This is a genomic window from Paenibacillus sp. FSL R5-0914, assembly GCF_038004525.1.
Classification (GTDB): domain Bacteria; phylum Bacillota; class Bacilli; order Paenibacillales; family Paenibacillaceae; genus Paenibacillus_AQ.
Window position 1 is genome coordinate 126,768 of record NZ_JBBORH010000003.1, and the last position, 18,574, is coordinate 145,341.

The 18,574-nt window shown below is 44.3% G+C and carries 16 protein-coding genes; 11 read left to right on the top strand and 5 right to left on the bottom strand.

Features of this window, described 5'->3' with window-relative positions:
• The first annotated feature begins 8 nt into the window (after positions 1–8).
• The 4 genes from MKX60_RS23910 to MKX60_RS23925 are packed head-to-tail and all read left to right on the top strand — an operon-like array spanning position 9 to position 5,169.
• Entirely contained in the window at positions 9–1,391 is a 1,383-nt protein-coding gene (locus tag MKX60_RS23910; RefSeq protein WP_341061209.1) for a 3' terminal RNA ribose 2'-O-methyltransferase Hen1, read from the top strand.
• Entirely contained in the window at positions 1,391–4,012 is a 2,622-nt protein-coding gene (locus tag MKX60_RS23915; protein WP_341061211.1) for a polynucleotide kinase-phosphatase, read from the top strand. The genes MKX60_RS23910 and MKX60_RS23915 overlap by 1 nt, the downstream gene beginning before the upstream one ends.
• Positions 4,013–4,054: 42 nt before the next feature.
• The gene (locus tag MKX60_RS23920; RefSeq protein ID WP_341061212.1) at positions 4,055–4,612 is read left to right on the top strand and encodes an RNA 2'-phosphotransferase; all 558 of its coding nucleotides are present in this window, start codon (positions 4,055–4,057) and stop codon (positions 4,610–4,612) included.
• A 35-nt stretch (positions 4,613–4,647) separates the two neighbouring features.
• Complete coding sequence (locus MKX60_RS23925; RefSeq protein WP_341061213.1) at positions 4,648–5,169, top strand: mismatch-specific DNA-glycosylase; 522 nt, start codon at positions 4,648–4,650, stop codon at positions 5,167–5,169.
• Between the two features lie 164 nt (positions 5,170–5,333).
• On the opposite strand, the gene MKX60_RS23930 is transcribed toward MKX60_RS23925, so the two are convergent.
• Positions 5,334–6,269, bottom strand: a complete 936-nt coding sequence (locus MKX60_RS23930) for an MraY family glycosyltransferase (RefSeq protein WP_042124401.1) — start codon at positions 6,267–6,269, stop codon at positions 5,334–5,336.
• 168 nt (positions 6,270–6,437) lie between these two features.
• Here MKX60_RS23930 and MKX60_RS23935 point away from each other — a divergent pair, with 168 nt between their 5' ends.
• Positions 6,438–7,139, top strand: a complete 702-nt coding sequence (locus tag MKX60_RS23935; RefSeq protein ID WP_341061214.1) for a YjjG family noncanonical pyrimidine nucleotidase — start codon at positions 6,438–6,440, stop codon at positions 7,137–7,139.
• Positions 7,140–7,197: 58 nt separating this feature from the next.
• Here MKX60_RS23935 and MKX60_RS23940 read toward each other — a convergent pair whose 3' ends face one another.
• Positions 7,198–8,175 (bottom strand): ring-cleaving dioxygenase, encoded by a 978-nt coding sequence (locus MKX60_RS23940; protein WP_341061215.1) that lies wholly within the window; start codon positions 8,173–8,175, stop codon positions 7,198–7,200.
• Between the two features lie 167 nt (positions 8,176–8,342).
• Between MKX60_RS23940 and MKX60_RS23945 the strand changes: the two genes are divergently transcribed.
• The 3 genes from MKX60_RS23945 to MKX60_RS23955 all read left to right on the top strand — a co-directional run bounded on the left by MKX60_RS23945 (position 8,343) and on the right by MKX60_RS23955 (position 11,481).
• Entirely contained in the window at positions 8,343–9,140 is a 798-nt protein-coding gene (locus MKX60_RS23945) for an AAC(3) family N-acetyltransferase (RefSeq protein WP_341061217.1), read from the top strand.
• Positions 9,141–9,258: 118 nt separating this feature from the next.
• Entirely contained in the window at positions 9,259–10,191 is a 933-nt protein-coding gene (locus MKX60_RS23950; protein WP_076283885.1) for a manganese-dependent inorganic pyrophosphatase, read from the top strand.
• Between the two features lie 183 nt (positions 10,192–10,374).
• A complete protein-coding gene (locus MKX60_RS23955; RefSeq protein ID WP_042185141.1) occupies positions 10,375–11,481 on the top strand; it encodes a Glu/Leu/Phe/Val family dehydrogenase in 1,107 nt (368 codons plus the stop codon).
• An 82-nt stretch (positions 11,482–11,563) separates the two neighbouring features.
• Here the strand turns inward: MKX60_RS23955 and MKX60_RS23960 are convergent, their stop codons facing one another.
• Entirely contained in the window at positions 11,564–12,247 is a 684-nt protein-coding gene (locus MKX60_RS23960) for a peptidylprolyl isomerase (RefSeq protein WP_076299216.1), read from the bottom strand.
• Positions 12,248–12,451: 204 nt separating this feature from the next.
• Here MKX60_RS23960 and MKX60_RS23965 point away from each other — a divergent pair, with 204 nt between their 5' ends.
• Positions 12,452–13,657, top strand: a complete 1,206-nt coding sequence (locus tag MKX60_RS23965; RefSeq protein ID WP_341061218.1) for an MFS transporter — start codon at positions 12,452–12,454, stop codon at positions 13,655–13,657.
• Positions 13,658–13,749: 92 nt separating this feature from the next.
• Here MKX60_RS23965 and MKX60_RS23970 read toward each other — a convergent pair whose 3' ends face one another.
• Complete coding sequence (locus MKX60_RS23970; protein WP_076283888.1) at positions 13,750–14,148, bottom strand: hypothetical protein; 399 nt, start codon at positions 14,146–14,148, stop codon at positions 13,750–13,752.
• 224 nt (positions 14,149–14,372) lie between these two features.
• On the opposite strand from MKX60_RS23970, the gene MKX60_RS23975 reads away from it, so the two are divergent.
• Together MKX60_RS23975 and MKX60_RS23980 are read left to right on the top strand one after the other, a co-directional pair.
• Entirely contained in the window at positions 14,373–16,271 is a 1,899-nt protein-coding gene (locus MKX60_RS23975) for an ATP-binding protein (protein WP_341061219.1), read from the top strand.
• Positions 16,272–16,385: 114 nt separating this feature from the next.
• Positions 16,386–18,296 (top strand): sensor histidine kinase, encoded by a 1,911-nt coding sequence (locus MKX60_RS23980; protein WP_256716275.1) that lies wholly within the window; start codon positions 16,386–16,388, stop codon positions 18,294–18,296.
• Positions 18,297–18,312: 16 nt separating this feature from the next.
• Here the strand turns inward: MKX60_RS23980 and MKX60_RS23985 are convergent, their stop codons facing one another.
• Positions 18,313–18,552 carry an NHLP leader peptide family RiPP precursor gene (locus MKX60_RS23985; protein ID WP_170880314.1) on the bottom strand — a complete coding sequence of 80 codons (240 nt, stop codon included), beginning with the start codon at positions 18,550–18,552 and terminating at the stop codon, positions 18,313–18,315.
• Positions 18,553–18,574: the final 22 nt, after the last annotated feature.

An 18,574-nucleotide genomic window follows, 5' to 3' on the forward strand; every position in this document is an offset into this window, starting at 1 on the left:
TGAAGCTTATGCATTTGATTATCAAGGCGACGGGGTCAGGAGCAGGGATGTTGTCCCATCTGCTGGCTAAAAACCCGCATAATTTATATGACAGGAGCGATAAAGAAGCTAGAGTGCGTATAGTATTCACTGCAGCTTCCGACGAAGAGACAGAGGCCGTTATCTATGTCACACCAGATCCAATAGCTCTAGTTAAAGGAAATACAGCTCATAATGACATCACACAATATATTAACGATCGGGAGTTTGTTACGAGCAGCCGGTTCTGCTCTTATATCCGTCCAGCGCTAGGTACAGCTCTTAATGGAAAGCCTAAGGAAGTATTTTTGCCTTGGGTAGATCACAAATTTCAATTGGAGCTGTCCTTTGGCCCAGTAGCATCGAACCTGCCTGATCACACGATTGAGGAACTGTTTCATGTACTTGGCTACGAGCTTGAGCTTGAAAGAGGAGATGCAGTGTATTCTTTTGATTTAAAAAGCCGCAGTTCTGCACGATACATTAGGCTGCGGGGAGAACAGACGCTGCAAACGGCCCTTCGTCAACTGTTCATTCTGATTCCGGCATTAGATGATGATAAGCATTATTTTATCAGTGATGATGAGATTGAAAAAATCAGGCGTTATGGCGAAGGTTGGTTGGATAGTCATCCGTTGCGTGCGTTAATTCTCAAGCGGTCACTACGATTTGCTAATCTTATTAAGCGATTTGATGGTGAGGAATCCACCCCTTCTTCTGAAAAGGTGGCTGTTACTCCTGCTGAGGTTTCAGCTGAGCCTAAAATTAGATTAAATGATCTGCGTTATGCGGCGATTGCAGAAATAGTAGAAGGGTTGGCTTTCAAGAGTAGTATTGTTGACTTTGGTTCCGGCGAAGGAAAACTTTCGGCAAGGCTCGGAAGTGTGCCGGGCGTTAAGCAGATCTGGGCGGTTGAGCCTTCCGCAAACGCACAGCTACGCGCAATAGACCGCTTCTCGAAGCTTGAAGACCGAGAAGGAGTTACCGTGCCGACGCCTGTTACAGGTTCTTTGTTCTACTTCGATGAATCGCTGCGGAACAAGGATATTATGATTCTATGTGAGGTTATTGAGCATATCGACGAATATAGGCTGGCTCGAGTGATGGAGACTATTCTGGCGGAATATAGTCCTAAGGTATTGATCCTGACTACACCGAACAAGGAGTATAACGAGGTGTATGAGATGGAATCGGAAGAAATGAGGCATAGTGATCACCGTTTTGAATGGGGACGAGCAGAGTTCTCCGAGTGGTGTATGCGCTGGACGAGCTCCTTTGATTATTCGGTTGATTTTAAAGGAATTGGCGAGGGTTCTGACGCTTTTGGATACCCGACGCAGATGGCGATATTTAGGAAGGAGGGAGCAGTGTAATGACTACAGAAGAGCAAAAAGAAAAGCAGCGAACCATTCCTTTTCCGCATGCAGGAATTATTGTATTGGTGGGTCCCTCCAATAGCGGCAAAACCACTTTACTGCGTAGATTAGTAGATGAAGGCACGTTGTTGCAGACAGAAATCGTCTCATCGGATGATTTCCGTAGCATGCTTGGCGACACTGATTTTATGGATTGGAAGAATCGTCCCCGCGAAGAAGCAGATATTATTTTTAATGATTATCAGCTGCTCTCAAGTCTAGCCTTTGAAGCAATGAATTCAGTCATTGCCATGCGCTGCCGACTTGGAAAACTGACGGTGGTGGATGCTACACATCTGCAAGAGGAATACCGTAAGCAATATTTAGATTTAGCAGATAAGTATAATGTTCCATGTATGGCTTGGGTGCTCGATGTTCCAGAGGAAACGCTGCTGGAGCGGGATGTACAGCGTGAGCATCCACGAGGACGCCAGCGGGTCAAGCAACAATATGGACAGTTCAAGCGTTCGCTACGGAGTGTTAAGGACGAGGGCTTTGCCTCGACTTATTTTTTGAAAAATACGGAGTCAGTACTTTTTGGACGTAAGCAGAACCCGCTTTGGGTTGAAATCGATAAAGGACTTGATATAATCGGCGACATTCATGGTTGTTATGAAGAGATGATCGAGCTACTCGAAAGATTGGAATATAAGGAAGACGAGAAAGGGTTGTACAAACACCCCGAGGGTAGGCAGTTAATTTCTGTGGGGGATGTGATGAGCCGGGGCCCGGAATCGCTGAAGACGATGAGGTTTTGGAAAAAGCATGTAGATGCTGGAATCGCCCGCATGATCGACAGCAACCATGGCTGGAAAATCGCCCGCTACCTGGATGGTCGCAAAGTTACATTAAGTCACGGAGACGAGAATATCGTCGCTGAGCTGGAGGCGTTTGCGCTAGAAGCAGGCGATGAGGAAGCAAAAAGGCTTAGGGATGAACTTAAACAGTTTCTTTTGTCCGCGCCTAGCCACTTGTTGTTTGGCCGCAATGGCGTGCGGCGGGTCGTAGTTACCCATGCCGGAATTCGAGATGAATTTATCGGCAAGCAGTCCAAACGGATTCAGGACTTCTGCCGGTATGGGGTCACTGATGGAATGGATGGCAAGGGTGCTCCTGTAAGGAAAGAATGGTATGTCGAACACGAATCTGGGGAGATCATCGTCTGGGGGCATGATCCTAGACCTTTCCCAACCGTGGTAAAAAATACAGTGAACATCGACCAGGGTGCTGTATTTGGCGGATCTTTAACTGCGTACCGTTACCCTGAAGGGAAATTTGTTAGTGTTAAAGCGAAACACGATTATGCAGGTGATCCGGACAGTCCGTTAATACGTTGGGAGCGGGGGAGATTCTCACCGCCTAACCTGCGTAAATTCGTGGAAGGCTACTCAGTCCAGACTGACCTTTATGGTGAAATAACTGTGCGCGGAGAATTCGTTAAAGCGGCCATAGACACGGTCTCCCACTTTACGGTTCCACTTGAGAAACTGGTATATATCCCACCGACCATGAGTCCGCCGCCTTCAGTGTCTATAGATGAGAACTATCTGGAGCATCCGCGTGAAGCTTTTGCTTATTTCCGCGCACAAGGTGTGAAGACAATGATCGCGGAGAAAAAGCATATGGGCAGCCGGGCCATCCTATTGTTATTCCGGGATGAAGAGGCAGCATTACCGTATGTGGGCAGGCCGTCGTTAGGCACGATTTATACACGTACTGGCAGAGCTTTTTTTGACAGGGATACTGAATCTGAAGTGTTACGTAGGCTGAACGCGGATCTCGTGCAGTCGAATTATTTTGCGAAAAATAACACGGATTTGCTGCTCCTAGATGCGGAGATCGTACCGTGGAACTTGAAAGCGCGTGAGCTGATTTCCTCCCAATATGCACATGTGGCTGAAGCAGCACTGTTAGATCGGGAGCATCTTTTGGAGAAGCTGCGTGAGGCTGAAAGATCAGGGCGAGATGTTACCTCGTGGATACAGGAAATGGAGGAGAAGCTCCAGAATGCTCATCTTTTTAAGGAAGCTTTCCAAAAGTATTGCTGGGACGTAAGTGGATTAGAGGGGATTAAGATTGCTCCCTTCCACACGCTTGCGCATAGCGGACAAACTTTCTCTGAGCACAGCCATCTTTGGCATATGGAGCATAATCGTGAACTAGCGGAGTTGTCACCTTTATTTATGGAGACTGAATACCGCACGGTTTGTAATGAAGCGGACGAGGAACAGATAATCCGTTGGTGGGAAGAGATGACGGAGGATGGGCATGAAGGGATTGTTATCAAACCGGAAACATTTATAACACGTAATGGAGATAAACTGGTTCAGCCTGCACTCAAGGTGAGAGGGCGTAAATATCTGCATATTATCTATGGAATAGATTATTTACAGCCGGACAATCTTGTACGCCTCAAGCAGCGTAAAACAAGCAAAAAAGAGCGAAATGCCTTAATGGAATGTGCGCTTAGCCGGGAATCGGTGGAACGTTTTATTCGTAAAGAGCCGATAGAACGCGTACATGAATGTGTGCTTGCTGCGCTGTCTTTGGAGTCTGATCCTGTAGATCCACGGCTGTAGAGAATAAAATAGAAATGAGTTATGAATTGAGGTAGAAATATAATGTTAAGCAATGCTACAAAAGTGTCGTTAAGCAAATCTATGACTAAATTGCTCCGGCATACTCCAGAGCAGTATGGCCTTATTTTGGACCCGGAGGATGGTTCCTGTACGTTGGACGATTTGTTGTCCGTGCTTGTGAAAGCTCCTAGATGGTCTGAGGTGACTGTGGGAGATATTCAGCAAGTGGTTGCCAGCTGCGAGAAGCAACGATTTGAAATCAATGGAGATCGAATCAAAGCTCGGTACGGGCATAGTCATACCAAAATAACCTATGATCCGGGAACTCCGCCATCTACGCTTTATCACGGAACTCATACTGGCGTTCTTTCAGTTATTTTGGAAGAGGGACTCCAATCAATGGGACGCCAATATGTTCATTTATCCGAAGGGACACATTTTGCCAGTCTGGCCGGAAGCCGCAGAGGAAAATTGATACTGCTGACTGTTGATACGATTAGTGCTGGTCAAATGGGTGTAACTTTTTATTGTGCGGGTAATGAGGTATGGCTGGCGGACCCAATTCCGGCTTCCTGTCTTAATGTGTATACCCCATTGTAGAATTAGAACATCTTTTGGTTAGGAGGCATACTCACATGGATGGAATTTCAGATCACCTAGATCACGGATTACAGATTGTATTTATTGGTTTTAACCCGAGTATTCGTTCAGGTGAAGTGGGGCACCATTACGCGAATCCACGAAATAATTTCTGGAGAATCTTGCACAATTCAGGACTTACTCCTCGGCTATACGACGCGTCTGAGGACGGGGACCTACTTAAGCTGGGTTATGGGTTTACGAATATTGTTTCCAGGCCTACACGCGGAATCGACGATATTACCCGTGAGGAATATAATGAGGGCCGCGAATTGCTTCGCTCCAAGCTGGAATTGTATCGCCCACAGGTCGCCTGTTTTGTAGGAAAAGGTGTATATACAGAGTTTAGTCGTAGGACTAAAGCAAACTGGGGATTTCAAGGGGATGTACCTCCGAAGGTAGACGGTGTACGTGAATTTGTAGCTCCCTCTTCCAGTGGATTAGTGAGGATGCCTATGGAGGAGATCATAGGGATTTACCGTAGGTTAGCCGAGTTTACGCAAGAGAGTAATGGGTGAGTTGTTGGATGATGTGTTTGGCTGCAGAGTTATGGGCTTGAAGAAGTATGAACTTCAAACAATAAACGAGCAAGTTTCCAGATTGGAAACTTGCTCGTTTTTATTACTTCAATGGACTAGCCGATGCGATTGTTCTTGTACGATACTAATCCGCAAATAATACATCAAGTCTCGATCAACAACAGAATGATAGAGGATAAGGATAGACAAACGCTGATCAAGCATAACACGGCAACGACTTGCTTCTGGCTCAAACCTGCACGAAGCAGGCGGTAATGAGCCTGGGTAGCGTCGGCCTGATAAATGGACTTGCCTTGGATAAAGCGTTTGACGACGACAAAAATATTGTCGAAGATCGGAACGCCCAGCGCCAGAATCGGGATGAACAGCGACAGGGCCGTAGCTTGCTTAAACGCACCGTCGAGTGCGATTACCGCAAGGATGAAACCTAGAAAGGTAGCCCCGGCGTCGCCCATAAAGATTTTGGCAGGCGGTTTGTTATAGCGTAGATAAGCAATGGTGACACCGACGAGTGCAATCGCCATAATCGCAGAAGAGGATTGCCCCTTAGTTAATGCGACAATAAATAGTGTTATGGCCGAAATAGCAGTTAAGGCGCCAGCCAAACCATCCATACCATCCGAGAAATTAATGACAGTGGTTACGCCGAAGATCCAGATAATCGTCAATAGAAACTGTAATACAACGGGTAGAACGATATAATCCCCTGAGAATGGGTTGTAGAAGCCTGTAAATGCGTTGCCGGAAAGATAAACAAGAACAGCCGCACTAACCTGCACAATCATTTTGGGCAGTGCCGGGAAATCCTTACCTTTTGTTTTGTACCAATCATCTATGGTACCTATGGTCAGCAGTAGTACGCCCCCTGCAAACAGCGCGACGGTTTCCATGGAGAATTCACGGGCAAATACCAGATAGGTAATGAAGAATCCAATGAATATGGCGTAACTGGCCGTAAGCGGTATAGGCTCTCTATGAATTTTACGCTCAACGTCCTGACGAGGCTTGTCCACAAAATCGAGTCGGAAAGCTAGTCTGCCGAGCGGCGGAATTAGAAAGTAGACGATAGAAAAAGACATTAGAAACGATAAAACGTATAATATGACGCTCACCACCGTTTTCTTTTTAAAATAACACAATTCGCTTAAAACTACCTTAAAAAAGTAAATTTTTGTCGTCTGACTGATAAGTTGACTTGATTGTATCACTGTAGTACCTTTTTGAGAAAAGAGTTTTGGGGGATATTTATGAAATACGACGTTATTTTATTCGATGCTGACGATACACTGTTTGATTACGGAATGGCAGAAAGTCACGCGTTATCTAACGCATTTCTACATGTTGGGATGCCCACAGGTGCTGAGGATTATGCTGCCAGTTATCAGGAGATTAATCATGCGCTGTGGCGTGATTTGGAGCAGGGGAAGATTAGTTCTGCGGCATTACGCGTGGAACGGTTTAATCGGTTATTCGCTGCGAATGCGCTGGAGCTAGATCCTGAGGCGTTTAGTGAAGCGTATCTACGTTTCTTAGGCGAGGGAACCTTTCTGATCCAGGGAGCGATCGAGCTGTGCGAGGAGCTTGCCGGCTGTCGATTAGCAATCATTACGAACGGAATTAAAGAAGTGCAAACTTCCAGAATTCAAGGATCACCGCTTAGTGAAACATTTGAGCAGATCATTATTTCAGAGGAGGCTGGTTGTCAGAAGCCGGAGACAGGGATTTTTGATTATGCTTTTGCTAAATTGGGAATTTCGGATAAGGAAAAAGTACTGATTGTAGGGGACTCCTTAACCTCTGATATTCAAGGCGGAATCAATTATGGGATCGATACTTGCTGGTTTAACCCGCTCGGTAAAGAGAATACGTCGGGTGTTCAACCGAAATACGAAATTCGAGTTCTGTCGGAGCTCTTAGACATTGTATGCAAGACAACGGATCTTCAATAAAAAATAAGGTGTGAGCGCATCAGCGACTCACACCTTTTATTAAGTGAGCTGAAGAATCTTATTGCTGAGTATCCAGCGGCTTCAGATAAGCTTCGATTTGCTGGCGTTTCGATTCCAGAAATGGTGGCAGTGCAAGAGATTCGCCCAAGCTTTCCATTGGCTCATCTGTTGCAAAGCCTGGCCCGTCTGTAGCTAGCTCAAAAAGAATGCCGTTAGGCTCACGGAAATAAAGGGATCGGAAGTAGAAACGATCCACGAATCCGGAGTTAGGAAGCTGAGCTGTGCGTATATGCTCGACCCATTGCTTCAATTCCTCCTCGTTATCCACGCGGAATGCGACATGGTGCACACCACCTCGTCCCAGATGTTCCTGCTCTAGATCATTACGTTCCTCTAGGTGAACCTCTGCACCTGATCCGCCTTCTCCAGTCTCAAATACAATCACATCTGGCTGGCCCGCAATTGTTGAAAGATAAGTGCCTTTGCGGCGGAAGCCAAGCAATTGCTCCAGTACAACCGCCGTATGCTCTGCACTTTCTACTGTAAGATGTGCAGGACCTAGGCCAACAATCCCATATTCAGCAGGTACCGGGCTTTTAGCCCAAGGGATGCCGCCGGCAACACCATTATCATTTTCGTCGGATACTAGAATGAAACGTTGCCCTTCGTGATCACGGAAGGCTAAAGCCTGGCGGCCACCGATTGTTTGAATCGTTTCATGCTCTACGTTAAGCTCGGTGAAACGCTGCTCCCAATAGGTAAGTGCAGCATCATTTGGCACTCGAAGGGAGAGCGCGGAGATGCTGTTATTGCCTGCACGGTTGCGGCCCGTCATCGGGAGTTCGAAGAAAGTTAATTCGGTTCCGGGGTTACCCTTCTCATCACCATAGAATAAATGATACACTGAAATATCATCCTGGTTTACTGTCTTTTTAATGAGACGCAGTCCAAGTACTTCGGTATAGAACCTAAAGTTTTCTTGCGCTTTACCTGTAATTGCGGATACGTGGTGTAGTCCTTTTAATGTTAATGTCATGTGTAATTACCTCCATGTAAATGCTAAATGTGAGTAAGTTATATTTTGATCTTTAAAAGATTTAGTGAGTATTATTAAGTTACTATAATTTTAATAGTAAAATCCGATTTTTGCAAGTAGATGTTTATGCATCATAAAATCCAGTTCATACATAAGGAGAGTGTACAATGCACACAACAACTAGTTTGATGAAACAATTGCAGGAGCTAAAGCTTGATCCACACGGGACTATTCTGGTCCATTCGTCATTAAAAAGCATTGGGGAAGTAGATGGAGGCGCGAACACAGTACTGGATGTACTCAGTGAATATATGAAAGATGGACTGCTCGTATTGCCAACTCATACATGGGCTTATATTAATGCAGACAATCCAAGGTTCTCTGTTCAAGATTCCCCATCTTGTGTAGGGATATTACCGGAGTTATTCCGTAAACGTCCAGGTGTTATTCGCTCTTGGCATCCGACACATTCTGTAGCGGCTTTAGGTGCAGATGCTGAGGAGTTCACTACGGGGGATGAACGCTGGGATACGCCGTGCGCCCGTGGTTCAGCATGGGGCAAGCTACTTGATCGAAAGGCGGAAATTTTACTGCTGGGAGTCGATCTTCGGCGGAATACGTTCATCCATGGCATTGAAGAGTGGGTCGATATTCCAGGCAGAATGACGGATACCCATGAGGAGCTATATACGGTGACGCCGGGTGGAGATGAAATCATGGTGCCTTCTCGCAGACATTGTGGCCTCTCTTGGTCGGAGCATTTTTGGAAGGTGGAGCGTGAGCTTGAAGAGGGCGGTGCCATGCGCAAGGGTAACTTTGGAGACGCGTTAGTCAGGGTATGTGGGACGGTAGAAACGACGGATATCCTAAGCCAGATGCTGACAGAGAATCCGGACCTTTTCTCGGATAATGAGCCACTGCATGGGGAGGACAAGCCGGTACCACTTCCAAAGACTAGGGCGTGAGCAACCTTAGAAGAGGCTAATTGAATGCCGATAAAGCATTTTTCAAACCACACAATCTGGAAGCCGCTATCAATGTATGGTATATTAATCTCACTAAAACATAGTAAGGAGATTGGAAATGGAAAAAACTTTGGTTTTTGGACACAAAAATCCGGATACGGATACCATTTGTTCTGCAATTGCTTATGCTGCACTCAAAAAGGAATTGGGCTGGGATGCTGAGGCCGTTCGTCTGGGCGAGGTTAGTGGTGAAACGCAATTTGCGCTTGATCATTTCGGAGTCGCTGCTCCTCGTCTGGTAGAGAACGTAGCTGGTGAAGCAAATCAGGTTATTCTTGTTGACCATAACGAACGCCAACAAAGTGCGAATGACATTGATCAAGTGCGCGTGGTTGAAGTTATCGACCATCACCGGATCGCAAACTTTGAGACTGCACATCCGTTATACTATCGTGCTGAGCCAGTAGGCTGTACAGCTACTATTCTTAACAAGCTGTATAAAGAAAACGGAGTTGCTATTCCTAAAGAAATCGCCGGATTGATGCTGTCTGCGATCATTTCTGATTCCTTGCTGTTTAAATCACCAACTTGCACTGCGGAAGATGTAGCTGCAGCACGTGAGCTTGCTGAAATCGCTGGTGTAGATGCAGAAAGCTACGGTCTCGACATGCTGAAGGCTGGAGCTGATCTTAGCGACAAGAGTATCGCTCAACTGATTTCCTTGGATGCAAAGGAATTCAAAATGGGTGAATACAAAGTTGAAATCGCTCAAGTGAACGCGGTAGATGTTAATGATGTTCTCTCCAAACAAGCTGAACTGGAAACTGCACTTACTTCCATTATTGCTGAAAAAGAATTGGATCTGTTTTTGTTTGTAGTTACAGATATCCTTAATAATGATTCCGTAGGTCTGGCTCTGGGTCGAGTTGCAGGTGCAGTAGAAACGGCGTACAATGTTAAGCTTGATGACAATAAAGCACTTCTCAGAGGTGTAGTATCCCGTAAATCGCAAATCGTTCCTGTTCTTACAGAAACAATTGCTAAGCTGTAACACATTTTGACAATTGCACTCTATTCGGTGCAGTAGCATTCATATAAGAGCCACGTCATCCATTGAAAGTTATAAGGGTGACGTGGTTCTTTTTGTTTTACGACACATTCTGCTACAATACTTTGAGAGGTAAGAGTAACAACCAACATCTGGAATATAACAAAGAGATAGGGGATATTTAGAATGGAATTGTTTGCAACACTCGAGCAGGACGATTACGAGGAACTGTTATTTTGTCAGGATAAAGCATCAGGATTAAAGGCAATCATCGCCATTCATGACACGACATTAGGGCCCGCACTGGGTGGAACACGGATGTGGACCTATGCTACAGAAGAGGAAGCGATTGTTGACGCGCTTCGATTAGCGAAAGGGATGACGTACAAAAATGCAGTATCCGGCCTAAATTTAGGCGGTGGGAAAACGGTAATTATAGGGGATCCCAAGAAGGATAAGAATGAAGCGATGTTCCGTGCTTTTGGAAGATACATACAGGGCTTGAATGGACGTTACATAACAGCCGAGGATGTTGGCACTACAGAAGAAGATATGAACATTATTTATCAGGAGACAGATTATGTTACAGGTACATCTCCTACTTATGGTTCATCGGGCAATCCGTCACCAGCGACGGCTTACGGCGTATACCAAGGGATGAAGGCAGCGGCCAAAGCAGCGTTTGGCAGTGATTCGCTCGAAGGAAAGACTGTAGCCGTTCAAGGCGTTGGGAATGTGGCTTTTTCGCTGTGTAAGCATCTTCATGAAGAGGGCGCTCAGCTTATCGTAACCGATATTCATAAAGAAGCTGTGGGGCGTGCAGTAGAGGCTTACGGCGCCAAAGCAGTCGATCCCGCAGATATTATCAGTACAGACTGTGATATCTATGCTCCATGCGCACTCGGAGCAACGATCAATGATGAGTCCCTCCGGGTAATTAAGGCGAAGGTGATCGCTGGCGCAGCCAACAATCAGTTAAAAGAGGCCTATCATGGCGATACTCTGCACGAAATGGGCATTGTGTATGCTCCTGATTATGTGATTAATGCTGGTGGCGTTATTAATATTGCGGATGAACTGAATGGTTATAATAAGGAACGTGCATTTAAGCAGGTTTCAAAAATTTACGATAACATCACCCGCGTGCTGGAAATCTCACGTCTAAATGGAATTCCTACTTCTGTTGCGGCAAATCAGCTTGCAGAGGAGCGGATTTCCTTATTAAGAAATACTCGTAGTACTTTCTTGCGTAACGGTCAACATGCTCTTAGCAGAAGATCACTACGGGGATAAGTTGCATAGGTACTTAAATTAGTCTTTCACAAGCAAAAACGCCGTTGGCGTCCTTTAAGGACGCCAACGGCGTTTTTGCTTGTTATTGTACCTTTTGTGGTTCTGGGTAAGTGACGCCCAGTGTGTCGACGGTTACTTTCTTCATCACTGGTGGCTCTTCTGGACGATCTGAACTGTCTGTTTTCAAGCCAACAATGGATTTAACCACGTCCATGCCTTCGGTAACTTTACCAAAAGCGGCATAGCTTCCATCTAGACTAGGATAAGCTGCATCCATAATAAAGAACTGGGAACCGGCAGAATCTGGAGCCTGCGATCTTGCCATGGACAGAACACCTTCCGTATGCAACAGGTTATTAGTAAACCCGTTTCCAGAGAATTCTCCAGCGATGCTATATCCTGGGCCACCCATACCGGTACCATCAGGGTCACCGCCCTGAATCATGAAGTCAGGGATCACTCTATGGAATATGGTGCCATCATAAAATCCTTTTTGAATCAGTGAGATGAAGTTGTTCACAGTGTTAGGGGCAACTTCAGGATAAAGCTCGGCTTTGATGATGCCTCCGTTATCCATCTCAATGGTCACAATGGGGTGGCTTGCTGTAGCTGAAGGGAGTCCTTCGTTAGCGCCAGCATTTGTCTCGCTGCTTGCGTTATTTCCTGCTGCTCCACTGCTGCTTCCATTATTACTGCTGGCATTGTTATTGGTAGGCTTATTACCGCAACCTGCTGCAATAACCATCACCAGGCATAACATGACCATTAGGATAGCAGATCTTGCTCGTGTAGACTTCACTAATCAATCTCTCCTTTTTCTTGAATAATCTCGTAGGTACTTCTCATAATAACCTCTTTGTCCCTTAACATGCAAAGGTCAGTTGTGACATGTGGGATTGGCACATTCTCAAAAGAGGTTTACAATAATAGGAATGTTTCCGCGAGAACATCAAGAAAGGATGTGTAGATCATGCGCTTTTCATGGAAACGGAACTTGATCGTGCTTTGGGTGGGTGTCTTTTTTTGTAGTACGGCGTATTCGATCTCTATTCCGTTCCTCTCTATTTTTTTGAGTGACGAGCTTGGGGTTACGAATCATTTGGAAATTTGGTCTGGGGTTAGCTTTGGCATAACCTTTCTAGCCAGCGCTTTAATTTCTCCCTACTGGGGTTCCCTCGCCGACAAATATGGTCGGAAGCCGATGCTTATTCGCTCGGGCTTCAGTTTGGCAGCCTTATATCTGATTAATTACTTCGTGTATGATCCTTACGTCTTTCTGATCGTGCGCGTACTACAAGGATTGCTTGCTGGATTTGTTCCGGCTGCGATAGCCATGGTGGCTACGAACACACCTGAGGATAAGACCGGTTATGCGCTGAGTATTATGTCTACAGCCGGAGCAACGGGCAGTATCATTGGTCCATTGATCGGCGGTGTAGTGAGCTTTTACACAAGCAATCGGGTTGCTTTTTTATTCTCAGCAGGTATTGTACTCGTTTCGGCACTTATTGCTACTTTTTTTGCTAAAGAAGAGAATTTTGACCGATCTGCTCCGAGGTCTCATGTAAGTGATGATATCAAGGAAGCGCGAAGGAATCGCGCATTTATGACTTTGCTATCGCTGGCGGGGATAAGCACCTTTTCTGTTATGATTCTGGAGCCGCTTATTCCGATACATCTGCTAGACATGGGAATCGCCAAAAGCAGCGCCTCGCTAAGCTCAGGAATTGTATTCTCCGCTGTGGGTATTGCTACTGTGCTAATGGCTCCGCAGTGGGGGAGAATCGGAAGCCGGAAGGGCTTCGGGATGATCTTGTTCATTGGATTAATCGGTGGAGGTATCGGTAATATTCTGCAATTCTTTGTTACAGGGTATGTGGAATTCGCCGTTCTTCGTTTTGCCTACGGCTTGTTCTATGCAGGTGTGCTTCCATCTGTAAATGCAATGATTGTACAAGTGATTGAGCCCGGGTTTCGCGGACGTGCTTTTGGTCTCAACCAAGCGGCATCTCAACTCGCGACAATGGCCGGGCCTATTATAGGCGGTTTACTTGGGGCTTTTATCCAGATCCGCTGGGTGTTTGTGATCAATGGGGTGATGCTGCTTGTAGCAGCGGTATTGGTTAAGACCCGTAAGCTGGATTCCCAAATTGCAGCAGCGCGTTCAGCAGAATAACCGGCAGCTCAAGAGTAACCCTTACGGAGGAAAGTGCTCATATTGAAAAACAAATAAAGCCGCCGGATCCTAGCCCGGCGGCTTTATATAGTCTAATCTCCCTGTGATCCATTTAAGACGTCCGTTCCAGGCATGCCATCTACTGGTGGTGAAGCAGGGTCGATGATGGATCCAGGATACACCTCATCTGCATCAGGAATATCTTCCAATGGCGGATCCTCCTCTTCCATTTCTAGCAGCTCCTCGTCCTCAGCATTATCGCTACTTGTTAGTCCTGCCGTTTCAGCGGCGAGGAATGCATCGGATTCCAGTAAGTCATTTCTTTCGAGTGTTTCCTCAGGTTGGTTTAAACCAATATCCGCCGCCAAATATTTATCGCCAACCAACACGGGGTCGGCATCTTCATTGACAACATCCTCTACATCAATATCAGCTTGTATATAACGTTCATATGCAAAATCGGCTTCAGTTTTATTAGGTGTATCTTCCATAGCCGTTCACTCCCTCGGTAGGTTAAGATTTGGACTTCTCATATGTATCTTTACCCGATTGCCTATGATCGAATCGTTTTATAAATAATCAGGGAAATAACGCCGATAAATAACGTCTTTTTTCGAGAAAATTTACAAGAATAGGCAGGAATAGTGCGAAGGTTGTCGAAATTAAGAATCATATATGATCATTTAAACAACTAATGAATTACTGAGGTGCTACGATGAAGTTGCCAAAACCAAAGATAGCGGCTACTTTGCTATTATTTCTATTGCTAACAGCAATAGTGCCTTACGGTGCGGCGATAGTGAGTGCTGGATCATCAGACTCTGCGCTGCCAAGTTGGGAGATTAGATTTGGAAATACAGAAGCAGAGACTGTCGAAGAAGCTGTAGCAGCTTCAGATGATGAATGGATTCGCGTAACGCCTCATAATCACAAACCAGAGATGCCAAAAGGTACATCCTCAGCGTGGCTCCGGTTTTCTTTGCCGCAAATGAGCGAGAAATCCGCGTTATTCATTAATAAGGTATATGGAAATAGCGTCAAAGCTTATGTGAATAACGCGTTAGTATATGATTCTGAGAATAAATACAATTTCAACGGCAGCAAAATTCTAATTCCTTTATCCACAGAAGATGGAGGAAAGGAACTATACATATGGACACACGGAGGAAGCAAAGATTTAGGAATAGAAGGCGAAATAAGAGTAGATCGCTACAGTGAGCTGTTGTCCATTTATGTGAAGCAGGGCTTAATGGATATCATCATTGGGATGACGTTTATCTTTATAGCTATTGTCCTGTTTATTTGTTCATTATTCTTGAGAAAAGGATTTTTTACGGCCGGATTTTTGTTGGTGTTAATTCTCTTATCCATTGGAGTCATAGTGGTTACGTATTCTTCGTTTTTGCCGATCATCCTCGGAGATTATGGGAAAATCGTGCTTGTATTCTTTGATTTAGCATTGTACACCTTGTTGCCATCAGTAACCTTTTATTTTGAGAAAATATTCGGTTCAGGGAAAAAACAAATCGTCACCCGATTCCGTAAGTTTCAATTGGTTTATTCTATTTTCTGTCTTTCACTAATGGTTATTAATATCCTTCTGTCGTATCAGCTGGAAGACTTTTATAGATTGATGACTGCTAACGTTCTAGGCATCATTATGATTGTGCAATTTATATTATTGGTAAGCTTAGCGTTTATTCATACTTATCGCGGCAATGGGGATGCTATTGTTTTTACTACAGGATTTACAATCTTTGCATTTATATCTCTTGTCGAATTGATCGTATACTACATATCCAGAGAATCCTATCAATTATATTGGTGGAAGTGGGGGATGATGGTTTTCGTATTATCCTTAATCGTCATTCTGGGGAGAAGGTTTACGAGAAACCATGAACAACTCGTTGAATATTCTCGTAAGCTTGAGACGTTTAATAATGATTTACAGCGTTCCGAGAAAATGGAGATTATAAGTGAATTGGCAGCTTCTGTAGCGCATGAGGTACGGAATCCTTTACAGGTAACCCGTGGTTTCCTTCAGATCCTAGGAGAACGCTCAGATTATAAGGAGAGGGAGTATATGCAGATGGCTATCGCAGAACTGGATAGAGCTACGGTTATTATCTCAGACTTCCTTACCTTTGCTAAGCCAGGGTTAGAGACCATTGAGAGGCTTAATGTATCCGAGGAGTTACGGCATGTGTCGGGTATTCTCGCTCCGCTTGCGAATTTGCAAGGGGGAGTCATTGAACTCAACCTGCAGTCGGAACTCTGCGTAATTGGATCATCTGCCAAATTTAAACAAGCGTTTATTAATATTATAAAAAATAGCATCGAAGCTTTGCAGGATAATGGACTTATTAGAGTTACTGCCTGGAAATCCGAAGCCCATGTAATGATTAGTGTACGTGATAATGGAGAAGGGATGAATGGTAGTGAACTGGCCCGATTGGGTGAGCCCTATTACTCTAATAAAACAAAAGGAACAGGACTTGGACTTATGGTAACCTTCCGAATAATTGAGGCGATGGAAGGGACAACTGAGTTTCATAGTGAGAAGGGGGAAGGAACGGAGATTATCATTAAATTGCCAACGGCTAGAAAAAATTAGGAGAATTTAATGATTATTCCGTTTTTTAGAAGGAAAGGGTAGCATAGTGAGCGAAGTAGTAACACACAGAATATTGTTTCTGAAACTTCCTTCTGAGGTGCCTATATGCGCTTGATGGTTAGAATACTCCACATTACAATCACCCTTTCACTCCTCCTGATAGGTTGTGGCTCTATTATTGTATCGGCAGCGAACCCAAATCCATCCCAAGAAATTACAAAGTGGCAAATGAAATGGGGGGATGAAACAGGAAATGCAGGACAAGAGATTCCGTGGAGTGAAGGCCAGCAAAGCTGGATGAACGTAGATTCTAAGAAGGAACTCCCAGAGTTACCTTCAGGAGTATCCTCTTCTTGGACCCGCATTTCCTTACCCGATTTAAGTTATGTGTCTCCTTCGGTGTATATCGATACTTTATATGCTCTTCATGTGAGAGTGTATGTGGAGGATCGTTTGATCTTCGAGGAAAATCGTAAATATATCAAGGATAACTATTCTTTGCTGTTGCCTTTAAGTAAAGAAGATAACGGGAAAACACTATATATCTGGACAGAAACCATGCAAGACAGAATTGGAATTAAAAAAAGTGTAATGATCGGTGAACATAGTCAATTAATTAATGAATATATTGAGAATGGACTAAGTGATGTGATTTTGGGCTGCGCTTTTTTTCTGGTGGCTATCGTTCTATTTATAAGTGCTCTATACATAAACAGAGATTATTTCTCCAGTGTTGCTTCACTAGCAGTGGTTATAGCGGCTACCGGAATCCTTTCTATAACCTACTCCCCCTTCATCTATACCTTTTACAATAAATTGGGGCCAATTAGTAACGTTTGCCTAGACTTAGCCCTTTTTTCACTTCTCCCAGCGCTTACCTTTTTATTTGAGAAATTATTCGGTAGTGGTAAATTCAGTATCATTCGAAAATTTCGTCAATTTCAAGTGCTTTACTCTTCTTTTTGTTTGTTATGTCTTTTAATCAATCTCCTTTCAAATAATCGCTATATTGAGTTCTATTATTTTATTTCTACCACCATTATAGGGGTTATCCTTATCCTCCAATTCATCCTGCTGATCGCATGTGTGGTTATGTTCTCTCTTAAAGGAAATAAAGATGCTATTGTGTTTGCCATTGGATTTGGAACCGCTGCGTTTACTGTAGTTGCAGAGCTATTATGGTATTACATCCAAAAAGGGAATTATGATTTGTTCTTGTGGAAGTGGGGGCTGGTTGCTTTCATTATTTCCTTGATCGTAATTCTGGAACGAAGATTAGCCTATAACCATCAACAGGTTGTTAATTACTCTAGAGAACTAGAGCGTTTCAACAATGAATTGGAGCGTTCGGAAAAAATGGAGATCATTAGCGAGCTTGCTGCATCCGTAGCTCATGAAGTAAGAAACCCACTACAAGTCACCCGGGGATTTCTTCAGCTGCTTAGCGAGAAGTCCGTTAACGAAGAGCAAATTTATATGTCAATGGCCCTAAGTGAACTAGATCGTGCATCCAATATTATTACAGATTTCTTAACCTTTGCTAAACCAGAATTTGAGACAATCTCTAGTCTGAATTTATATGATGAATTCAAGCATATTGAGAGTATTATGCAGCCCTTGTGTCACATCAATGGAGGAAAAATGATTCTGGATGTATCCGGCCAATTATGGGTAAAAGGAAATTCCTCGAAATTTAAGCAGGCGTTCATTAACATTATCAAGAACAGCATTGAATCATTCAGTGAAGAAGGGTTCATTTATATGTCGGTGTACGGTGAAGATAATAAAGTGATTATTCACATCAAAGATAACGGAGAAGGAATGGACCCTGATGTTCTGCACCGACTCGGAGAACCATATTTCACCAAGAAAAATAAAGGAACAGGTTTAGGATTGATGGTCACCTTCCGCATCATTGAAGCTATGCAAGGTGAAGTGAGATTTACAAGCAAAAAAGGAGTAGGAACCGAATCCATTACCATACTGCCATTGGCAGAAGCTCCGGATGATTCCTACTCCCTATGAGGTTAATCCTGCTGTCTTACCAAGAACCGCGTGGTGCTGCGGTTGCTTTCAATACATCTGATGATGGACTTGGTGGGATTACAAGATAGAATTCATTTGAACCTTCTTCAACGGCTTTCAAGGTAACGCTGTCGGGAATGATTACGCCTAGCGCTTCTTGGAGAGCTGCTTTTGGATCTGCGAGTAGTCTTTGCTTAAAACTTGGATCTTCCCATGCCTTTTGAATGACTTGATTTCTAAGAACTGCTTCTGACAAAATAATCACCCTTTCCAAAATG